The 10,678-nt window shown below is 64.3% G+C and carries 7 protein-coding genes; 3 read left to right on the top strand and 4 right to left on the bottom strand.

Translation table 11 applies throughout. The features are described from left to right. From CKO25_RS12040 to ychF, 3 genes are all read left to right on the top strand, one after another. The coding region (locus tag CKO25_RS12040) for a COG1361 S-layer family protein (protein WP_200388165.1) at window positions 1-3,101 on the top strand (3,101 nt) is incomplete at its 5' end. 303 nt (window positions 3,102-3,404) lie between these two features. After that, a complete protein-coding gene (locus tag CKO25_RS12035) occupies window positions 3,405-5,261 on the top strand; it encodes a carboxypeptidase-like regulatory domain-containing protein (RefSeq protein WP_200388164.1) in 1,857 nt (618 codons plus the stop codon). 214 nt (window positions 5,262-5,475) lie between these two features. Next, the gene (gene ychF / locus CKO25_RS12030; protein WP_200388163.1) at window positions 5,476-6,567 is read left to right on the top strand and encodes a redox-regulated ATPase YchF; all 1,092 of its coding nucleotides are present in this window, start codon (window positions 5,476-5,478) and stop codon (window positions 6,565-6,567) included. A gap of 103 nt (window positions 6,568-6,670) precedes the next feature. On the opposite strand, the gene CKO25_RS12025 is transcribed toward ychF, so the two are convergent. The 4 genes from CKO25_RS12025 to ilvD form a co-directional block, all read right to left on the bottom strand. Then, window positions 6,671-7,006: a DUF1820 family protein gene (locus tag CKO25_RS12025; RefSeq protein ID WP_200388162.1), complete on the bottom strand. Its 336-nt coding sequence runs from the start codon at window positions 7,004-7,006 to the stop codon at window positions 6,671-6,673. A 181-nt stretch (window positions 7,007-7,187) separates the two neighbouring features. Further along, window positions 7,188-7,961 carry a phosphodiester glycosidase family protein gene (locus tag CKO25_RS12020; RefSeq protein WP_200388161.1) on the bottom strand — a complete coding sequence of 258 codons (774 nt, stop codon included), beginning with the start codon at window positions 7,959-7,961 and terminating at the stop codon, window positions 7,188-7,190. 68 nt (window positions 7,962-8,029) lie between these two features. Further along, window positions 8,030-8,653 (bottom strand): trimeric intracellular cation channel family protein, encoded by a 624-nt coding sequence (locus tag CKO25_RS12015; protein ID WP_200388160.1) that lies wholly within the window; start codon window positions 8,651-8,653, stop codon window positions 8,030-8,032. A 39-nt stretch (window positions 8,654-8,692) separates the two neighbouring features. Then, entirely contained in the window at window positions 8,693-10,606 is a 1,914-nt protein-coding gene (gene ilvD, locus CKO25_RS12010) for a dihydroxy-acid dehydratase (RefSeq protein ID WP_200388159.1), read from the bottom strand. Window positions 10,607-10,678: the final 72 nt, after the last annotated feature.

Here is a 10,678-nt window from a genome sequence, read left to right as displayed (position 1 = left end):
CCCCGGCGCCGGCGCTGGAGCTCGAGAAGAGTGCCAGTCCGAGCACCTATCGTGCGGCGGGTGATGAGATCACCTACACCTTTACGGTGACCAACACCGGGAATGTGGCGCTCAGTGACGTGCGCATCCGTGATGCCAAGCTCGGGATCAGCGACCTAGCGGTCAGTCCGTCGACCTTGCAACCGGGTGCGACCGGCACCGCGACGGCGACCTATGTGATCACCGCAGCGGATGTCACGGCGGGGACTGTGGCGAACACCGCTACCGCGAGCGGCCGTCACGACGGTCAGACCGTCAGTGACACCGACACGGCGACGATTACCGTGACGGGTCCGGTGCCGGCGCCAGCGCTGGAGCTCGAGAAGAGTGCCAGTCCGAGCACCTACGGTGCGGCGGGTGATGAGATCACCTACACCTTCACGGTGACCAACACCGGGAATGTGGCGCTCAGTGACGTGCGCATTCGTGATGCCAAGCTCGGGATCAGTGACCTGGCGGTCAGTCCGTCGACCTTGCAGCCGGGTGCGACCGGCACCGCGACGGCAACTTATGTGATCACCGAGGCGGATGTCACGGCGGGGACTGTGGCGAACACCGCTACCGCGAGCGGCCGTCACAATGGGGCGACGGTGCGCGACACCGACACGGCGACGATCACCGTGACCGGTCCGCCGCCGGCGCCGGCGCTAGAGCTCGAGAAGAGCGCCAGTCCGAGCACCTACCGTGCGGCGGGTGAGCAGATCACCTACACCTTCACGGTGACCAACACCGGCAACGTGCCGCTGACGAATGTGGTGATCGAGGATGCCAAGCTCGGGATCAGTGACCTGGCGGTCAGTCCGTCGACCTTGCAGCCGGGTGCGACCGGCACCGCGACGGCGACCTATGTGATCACCGCAGCGGATGTCACGGCGGGGACTGTGGCGAACACCGCTACCGCGAGTGGTCGTCACGACGGTCAGACCGTCAGTGACACCGACACGGCGACGATCACCGTGAGCGCTGGTCCTGGCGCCTCGGTCCAGCTCGAGAAGTCCACCAATCATGAGGATGCGGATGTGGCGCCGGGACCGACGAAGGCGATCGGTGGTCCGGTGCACTGGCGTTATGTGGTGACCAACAGTGGTGCCCTGGCGCTGGTGGACCTGGTGGTGAACGACGATCAGGAGGGTGAGATCTGTCGGATACCGCGCCTGGAGACGGGGGCGAGTGTGACCTGTCGTCGCAATGGCATCGCGGTGGCGGGTCAGTACCGCAACCTGGGCACGGTGACGGCACAGCCGGTTGATGCAGCTGGTGTTGCGCTCGGAGAGCGCGTGAGCGACAGCGATCCGAGTCACTACTTTGGCGAGGAGCCGGGATTGGCGCTGGAGAAGCGCGCGCTGGAGTCCGGCTTCACGGCGGTGGGCGATCGGATTCACTACACCTACCAGGTGACCAACATCGGACGTCTGAACGTGCACACCTTGGCCGTTGAAGACGACAAGACGGCGGTGAGCTGTCCGGTGGCCAGCTTGGCAGTGGGCGGGAGTACGACTTGCACGGCCGTCTATGAGGTCACGCAGGCCGACCTGGCCGCCGGTCAGGTCACCAATGTGGCGAAGGCGACGGCGCTGAGTCTGGGTGCGGTGGTCGAGTCCGCGATCGATCGTGTGACGGTTCCTGGTCCGCAGGGTGCGGCTCACACCGTGACGTTGGAAACACTCACCAACGGCGAGGATGCGGATGTGGCGCCGGGACCGACGAAGGCGGTCGGTGGCCCCGTTCACTGGAGTTATGTGGTGACCAACAGTGGTGCCCTGGCGCTGGTGGACCTGGTAGTGAACGACGATCAGGAGGGTGAGATCTGTCGGATACCGCGCCTGGAGACGGGGGCGAGTGTGACCTGTCGTCGCAATGGCATCGCGGTGGCGGGTCAGTACCGCAACCTGGGCACGGTGACGGCACAGCCGGTTGATGCAGCTGGTGTTGCGCTCGGAGAGCGCGTGAGCGACAGCGATCCGAGTCACTACTTTGGCGAGGAGCCGGGGTTGGCGTTGGAGAAGCGCGCGCTGGAGTCCGGCTTCACGGCGGTGGGCGATCGGATTCACTACACCTACCAGGTGACCAACATCGGACGTCTGAACGTGCACACCTTGGCTGTGGTGGACGACAAGACGCCGGTGAGCTGTCCGGTGGCCAGCTTGGCAGTGGGTGGGAGTACGACCTGCACGGCCGTCTATGAGGTCACGCAGGCCGACCTGGCCGCCGGTCAGGTTACCAATGTGGCGAAGGCGACGGCGCTGAGTCTGGGCGCGGTGGTCGAGTCCGCGATCGATCGTGTGACGGTTCCTGGTCCGCAGGGTGCGGGCACCACCCAACTCCATGCAGCGGTCTTACCCTCGGCACGGGCGGTGGCGGTGTATCAGCCGGCGACGGCCTTCGCGAGTGTCATCAATGACGGTATCGAGACGGCGCGGGGCTGTACGTTGGCGTTGCCTGGGGTGAATGCGGACTTCTTGTATCAGACCACCAACGCGGCGAACGAATTGGTGGGGGCGGTGAACACGCCGGTGAACATCGCGCCGGGGGCGACTCAGGGATTCTACTTCGCTGTGACTCCGCGCACGCCCATTGCGGACCAGGATCTGGCGTTGGTGTTTGAGTGTGTCAACACGGCGCCGGCCGTGACGCAACGGGGGCTGAATACCCTGTTGCTGACGGCGACGACCGAGGAGCCGCTGGACATGTTGGCGATTGGGGTGGCGTCGAGTGGCGATGGGGTGGTGCACCTGTCGACACCGACCGACACGCATGCCTTTGCCGCGGCGGCGATCAACATCGGGCGTGCGGGGACGGTTCAGATCACCGCGGATGATGGCGGTGTTGGCTTGCCGCTGCAGCTGCAGGTCTGCGAGACCGATGCGGGTGGGCGCTTCCTCGAGTGCGGCACGACCCTGAGGCGGACGGTGGCGTCGCGTCAGATCCAGACCTATACCGTGGTGGTGACAGGCATGGGTTCTGAGGTGCCCTTTGATCCGGCGCGCCACCGACTGTTCCTGCGCTTCCGTGCGGACGGGATGACGGTCGGGGCGACCAGCGTGGCGGTGCGCACGCACTGATTGCGCGGTGTGGGTGGTGACTCGGCGGCATGCTGCGGGCGGATTGCCCGCCGCCCGCGCACACCCTCCACATCAGCATCCCAGTCCGGGTGATGTCCAGGCTGTTTCGACCCGAGCAAGCCTGCGAGCCGGCCGCAGCCTCTGTCCTGAGACGTTCTCCCCCGATACCGGCTTGGCCCTTTGATGGCATCGCCGCGTCAGCGCAGGTGGGGCTGGCGGCACTTTCGATCCTGATCGCGGTCCCTGGTATCCTGAGTCATCTTGTCAGTGTGAGGTTGATCAATCTGAGGTTTCATGATGTCGATGCGTACAGGTTCTGTGGTTGCGATTGCTGTTCTCATCGTTGTGGTGGCGGTCGCTGGCGGGTATTGGTGGTGGACGCAGGGCGGTGCGTTGCCGGACGGGTCCGCCCTGAGTGAGCGCAGTGCCGAGCACGACGGTTCTCGCCCCGCGGCCGATGATCCCTCCGGTGTGGCTGCTCTGGCCGTGGGGGATTCGTCAGTGGATGCCGGTGCCGCCGATTCTGACCCGATGGCGGGGGATGCGACGGGACGAGCGGCGACCCTGGACCCCAGTGGGGCTGAGATCGGATCAATGGCGGAGCAGGATGCGGCACCGGACTCTGGTGACGCGCCAGCAGCCGAGGGTGCGGTGGTGCGCGACGCGGGCTCCGGCACAGCCGGTGCGTTCAGCGTCGAACCGGCCGGTGTGCGCGATAACGACTCGGGTGGTTCCGCCGCTCGGGGAATGAATCAGAGCGCCGCGCAGGGCACTCCAGACGGCGATGACGAGCGGGTGACCGGGCAGGAGCGCATTCAGGGTCAAGTGATGCTGACCGACGGCACCCCGGTGGTGGGTGCGGCCGTGACGGCGACTTCGGTGAGACTGTTTGATGCCGATCCCTTTGGCGCGCCCTCGACCTCGATCGCTCGCTCGGACGGGCGCGCGCGGTCTGGCAGCAATGGTCGGTTTGTCATCACGGGGTTGGCTGCGGGCGACTATCAATTAACCGCTCAGGGCCCCGCGTCCGTGCCCACTGAAACGGTTGTGGTGGTGCGCTCGGGCTCACAGGACGTTCGATTGGTTCTGGGGCAGGAGGTTGCTCTATGGGTCGACGGCTATGTGGCCACCCGGGAGGGGGTGCCGCTAGGCGGTGTGGCGGTGTCGATTTCCGGTCAAGACGTTGAGGCCATGAGCGCTGCCGATGGCACCTTCGCGTTCTCGACGCAGGTGCACAATCATCGGCCATTGAGCCTGAAGTTGACACGGGAAGGCTACGAAGAGACGCGGGTGAGCGTCGATCCGGCACTGCGCACCGATCACGACATGGTGGCGGTGACGGTCCAAATGGACAGCGCGACCGGTTCGATCCGGGTTGCCGGGATGGTGCGTGACGAGACCGGACGAGGGTTACGAGGTAAAACCGTCTATCTGAGTCAAGGCAACACCAAGTATCGCGCGACCACCGGGGCTGATGGTCGCTTTGTCATCGACGAGATTCGCCAGGAAGGGTCCTATGTGTTGTCGGTGCCTGCCGATGGGGTCCATTCGGGCTATCAGGATCTGAGATTCCGTATCACCTCCGCGGGGGTCAGCGATCAGGACATCGTCCTCACCCAGGTTGGCGCGGGCGTGGTCCATGGTCAGATGCTCGATAGTGACGGCCAACCGGTGACGAATTTCACCTTGCTGGTCAATAGTGATGGGGCGCCCGGGGAGACGCTGACGGTGACCAGCGACGACCAGGGTCTTTTTGTGGTCCCCGCGGTTCCGGAAGGGAAGTTGCGGATCCAGAGTCAGTCCTTCCCACGCTTCGTGACCAGTGGGCTCACCATCACGAATGGGGAGATTCTGGATGTGCGGACGGTGTTAGATCTTGGGGGTGCGGATCTGCGCGGGAGGGTCGTGGATGAAGCTGGCGCTCCGGTTTCCGGTGCGGATGTGACCATGTCTTGGGTGCGGCGAGATGGCGGTGTGGTTCATGAGTCGCTGCGGCGCACGACGACTGACCGCGCGGGCCAGTTTGTCTTCTCCGAGCTGGGTGCCGAAGCACGTGACCTGATTGTGCGGGCGCCGAATTTCGAGGCCGCGCGATTGGGTCCGGTGTTCCCCTCCGGCGGCGAGAGCGTTGACATCCAACTGCAGCGGGCAACGAATTAAGTGTGATTGGGGTTGTCCACCACGCCGAACGCCGCGCATGGTGCGCCGGCGGCTGACGCCTCGCACCATGCCTGCGGCGCACTCTCGGACCTGCACTACAGATGGCCTCTGGTGCCGAGACCAGTGTGAGGATGCCAAAACAGACCGCGTCCTGATCTGGCGTCGCGGGAGCCGGCTCCTGTAGACTGGTCTGCTTTTTCAGCAGGGGATGGGCATGGGCTTCAAATGCGGGATCGTGGGGTTGCCGAACGTCGGAAAATCAACTCTGTTCAATGCGTTGACCAAAGCGGGGAGCGCGGCTGAGAATTATCCCTTCTGTACCATCGACCCCAATGTGGGGGTCGTCCCGCTACCGGATGAGCGTCTCGATGTGATTGCGGGGATCGTGAGACCCCAGAAGGTCATCCCGACGATGATGCAATTCGTCGATATCGCCGGTCTGGTGGCTGGGGCCTCGCAGGGCGAGGGGCTCGGAAACAAGTTCCTCGCCAACATTCGGGAAACGGATGCCATCGCACACGTCGTGCGCTGTTTCGAGGATGATGACGTGGTCCATGTCGCCGGTCGCGTCGATCCGCTCAGCGATATCGAGGTCATCAATACCGAACTGGCCTTGGCCGATCTCGACTCGGTGACCAAGGCGCTCGATCGCGCCGAGCGGATGGCGAAGACCGGCGACAAGAAGATCCTGGCACGCAAGGATCTGCTCGAGCAGGTCCGCGCGCACCTGAATCTCGGCCAGCCGGTGCGCGCGATGGGACTCAGCGAGGAGGCATTGCGAGAGTTGCGTGATCTCTTTCTCTTGACCGCGAAACCGACGCTCTATATCGCGAATGTCGCCGACGATGGGTTCGCGGACAACGCCCTTTTGAACCGTGTCAGCGATTTCGCCGCGGCGGAAGGCGCCGAGGTGATCTCGGTCTGCGCGGCGATCGAGGCCGAGATCGTCAATCTCGATGAGGCGGACCGCGATGAGTTTCTCGCCGAACTGGGGCTGAGCGAGCCGGGGCTGAATCGGGTCGTGCGCGCGGGCTACCGTTTGCTCGGACTCGAAACCTATTTCACGGCCGGACCGAAGGAGGTGCGCGCCTGGACCATTCCGGCCGGTGTTCGCGCCCCGCAAGCGGCGGCGGTGATTCATACGGACTTCGAGCGTGGTTTCATCCGTGCAGAGGTGATCGCTTACGATGATTTCGTGGCCTTCAAGGGTGAGCAAGGCGCGAAAGAAGCCGGCAAGCTCCGCTCCGAGGGTAAGGACTATCAGGTTCGGGACGGTGACGTCATCCACTTTCGCTTCAATGTCTAAGCCAGCCTCCAACTCCGCTGCTGGCGCTTCATGACGGCTTGATCGATCCACTGATGCAGAGGCCGTTCATGGATCCGTCAGGCTGCAACGACTAAGTCGATTCTCAGGCTCTGTCATGCCCGCGGGGCTGCGGCGGGAGGGGAAAGGGCGTGACGGTCCCGGTCTCGCCCTTTCCCAGGATGCGGTTCTGGCCCTCTTTCGCAACCTCGTCGATGCGCATCACGGCATGCATCGGGATAAAGGTTCGCTTCACGTCCCCAAATTCGGCCTTGAGTTTTTCTTCCGAGGGGTCAACGAGAATCTCCGAGCGTTCGCCGAAGATGATGTCGGCAACCTCGACGAATCCGAACAGACTGCTCGCATCGATCTGTCGTGCGTAGAGTTCGTAGATCTGCCCGCGGCTGGCAAAGGTGATGCGGTAGATCCGTTCGGGTTTCATGCTCAAGGCCTCGACAAGGTGCGCGTTGTGGTGGGGCATGAGCACGACCGTTGCAGACCGAGCCATGTCGGCGGACCCATCAGCAGGCGACGCGACCACATCCCTGAAAGCCGATTAGGTCAGCCCACATGGTAGCGGTTTCTGGGGGAACTCGCGATGACTTCGGCTTGGGATCCTGCTTTCAGCGCGGCTTGATGCCAATCAGGTTCCGAACCCGTTTCCAGGGCTGGACGTTGATTGCGGAGCGACCGGAACCGGGATCGAAATAGAATCCGCTCGAGGAGCCGCCGTCGAGATTGATGGCCCGATCGATGGGCCAGGGAACGAGGGCCTCGGGTGATGCGAGGAGCTGCGCCAAGTCCGCGAGTGTCAGGGGATTGACCGTGACTCCGAGGGCCCAGTGGCCCCGCCAATCGGTGGCGACGAAGGTCCGTCGGGCTGGGTTGCTCGTGGAGAGCCCCCGCACGGCTTGCCCGGCCTCGACCAAATAGGGACCGGTCTGGAGCAGGGCGGTGATCCCGGGATGATCCCGGAAGCGTGCGCGGCGAACGAGATGGTTGCCTTCGGCATCGCTGTAGAGCACGCCGCTCAAGAGTTTCGCGGTCTCGAGTCGGTTGATGCGTCTGCCATCCGCGATCATGAGGCCAGCCGGGCGCCAATTCGGATGAAAGAAACCGCCGTTCACGCCGGCGACGAGTCCCGCGGACCGAAAGGCATCCGGAAGTGTCGCGTACCTTGGCTGTGGGCCATCGCCGAGGTCGATGACTGCCAGGCGATAGGAGCGCGAGTGGAAGAGCAGCAGGTGTAGGCTGACCTGCCGACCATCCGTGGTCTTGACCGCGGTGCGGTTGGCATAGACGAGATCCGCATCCTCCAGGGGCGCGGTCCAGGGTGTGGGGGACGTCCAACCCTGCGCATGGCTCTGGGTCGCGAGCAGGAATGCGGCCCAGATCATCGTGAACGCCCACCACCTGGTGTGCTGGGGAGCGCGCGCGCGTGCCGATTCAGTTCGCCAGCACGCCCTCATAGCAAGCCTGAGTCTTTCGGCCAGGGTGGAATCCGCCAGTCGAGCGCCAACGCGAGGAGCCGCAAGCCGGTTGCCGTGGCGGCACCGCCCGTGAGCACGATCCAGGGCTCAAGGGCCAAGGCATGGAGTCCGATGAAGACGGCGCTGCCGAATGCCGCGCAGAGCGCGTAGGGGCGATGGTCATGAAAGACCAGCGGGATCTCGTTGCACAGGACGTCGCGCAACACCCCACCGAAGACGCCGGTGATCACGCCCATCATGGCGACGACGATGATCGGCATTTCGGCGGCCATGGCGAAGGAGGCGCCTGAGACGGTGAAGAGCCCCAGACCGAGCGCATCGGTGACGGTCATGGTGCGATCGACCAAGCGGTGCTGGAGCACCCGCAGCAGCAGCGGGCCAATCAGGGCAAGTGCCAGCACGAGCCAGACGTATTCCTGATGTTGCACCCAGAAAAAGGGTCTGCGATCGAGCAGGAGATCCCGCAAGGTTCCGCCTCCGAACGCGGTGACGAAGGCGACGGTGAAGATCCCAACGATATCCATGCGTTTGCGCACCGACTCGATGAGTCCGGAGACGGCGAACGCGATGATCGCTGCGACCTCGAAGATGATCAACATGGCTTCGTTGCCTCCAGCTCACAGCCTGGGCCAGCGCCCTCAAGCGCCACGCTGTTCGAGTTGTGAGAGATCGCGCACGGCGCCATGGGCGGCGCTGGTGGTGAGCAGGGCATAGGCCCGCAGCGCCGTTGAGACCTGACGCTGACGCGCGCGCGGCGTCCAGGCGGCCGCTCCGCGCGCGTGCATGGCCGCGCGCCGCTCGGCGAGGACCGCCTCGGGCACTGCGAGGTGGATGCGGCGTGAGCTGATCTCGATCTCGATCAGGTCGCCGTCTTCGACCAGGGCGATCAACCCCCCCTCGGCGGCCTCCGGTGAGACATGGCCGATGGAAAGACCGGAGGTGCCCCCCGAGAAGCGGCCATCGGTGATGAGGGCGCAGTCTTTCCCGAGTCCTTTTGATTTTAGATAGCTAGTGGGATAGAGCATCTCCTGCATTCCGGGACCTCCTTTGGGTCCCTCGTAGCGAATGACGACGACATCCCCGGACTTGACTTGATCGGTCAGGATCGCGGTCACGGCGTCCTCTTGGCTTTCAAACACCCGTGCCGGGCCGCGGAAGGCGCGGATGACCGAGGTCGGAACGCTGGTGGTATAGCGCAGTGCCTCGGCCTCGAACATGCTGACGTCGATGCCCGCGGTCTTGACGATGCAACCCTCCTCGGCCAGATTGCCGAACAGGATGGCGAGACCGCCGTCGTGACTGTAGGCGTGCTCGAGATCACGAATGCAACCCGTGGCACGATCGAGATCCAAATCGGGCCAGTGGCAATCCTGGCTGAAGGCGACCTGGGTGGGGATCCCTCCGGGTCCCGCCAGATAGCGGCGATGCGCCGTCTCGTCGCTGCTCGTGCGCACATCCCAGCGCTGCAGCGCCGCGGCTAGGGTTTGGCTGTGCACGGTCGGGACGTCACGATGCAGGAGACCGGCACGGTCCAACTCGGCAAGGATCCCGATCACGCCGCCAGCGCGATGCACGTCCTCCATGTGGTAGGTCTGGGTCGAGGGCGCGACCTTGCAGAGGTTGGGCACACGCCGGCTCAACCGATCGATGTCCGCCATCTTAAAGGGAACCCCGGCCTCGTGGGCCGCCGCGAGCAGATGCAGCACGGTGTTGGTCGAGCCGCCCATTGCGATGTCGAGACTCATGGCATTCTCGAACGCCTCGAAACTGGCGATCGCGCGCGGGAGCACGCTGGCATCGTCCTGCTCGTAATAGCGTTTCGCCAAGGAGACGATCAGACGGCCCGCCTCCAGGAAGAGATCCTTGCGCCCGGCATGGGTCGCCAGCAACGAGCCATTGCCGGGCAGGCTCAGGCCGAGTGCCTCGGTCAAGCAATTCATCGAGTTGGCCGTAAACATCCCCGAGCAGGAACCGCAGGTCGGGCATGCCGAGCGCTCGATCGCCGCCACGTCTTCGTCGGTTTCATGCGGATCGGCCGCCGCAACCATGGCATCGACGAGATCGAGTTTGACGTCGCCCTTGACCGCGAGTCGCACCTTACCCGCCTCCATTGGCCCGCCGGAGACGAAGATCGCGGGGATATTGAGTCGCAGCGCGGCCATCAACATGCCGGGCGTGATCTTGTCGCAGTTGGAGATACAGACGAGCGCGTCCGCGCAGTGCGCATTGGCCATGTATTCGACCGAGTCGGCGATCAACTCGCGCGAGGGCAGGGAGTAGAGCATGCCGCCGTGTCCCATCGCGATGCCATCATCGACGGCAATGGTGTTGAATTCCTTGGCGACCCCGCCCGCGGCTTCGATCTCGCGCGCCACCAATTGGCCGAGATCCTGCAGGTGCACATGGCCCGGGACGAATTGGGTAAAGGAGTTCACGACTGCGATGATGGGTTTCTCGAAGTCACCGTCCGTCATGCCGGTGGCACGCCAGAGCGCGCGCGCGCCGGCCATGTTGCGTCCGTGGGTCGTGGTGCGAGAGCGGTACTGAGGCATGGCTGGATCCTGGGGGAGTGACAAGGATGCGCGCAAGTATAGCGAGCGCCAAGCGAGTTTTCGCTGCCACGG

The sequence above is a fragment of the Thiocapsa imhoffii genome, from assembly GCF_016583985.1.
Classification (GTDB): Bacteria; Pseudomonadota; Gammaproteobacteria; order Chromatiales; family Chromatiaceae; genus Thiocapsa; species Thiocapsa imhoffii.
Note: the sequence above shows the minus strand (reverse complement) of the source record. Positions and strands in the feature narration are given on the sequence as shown.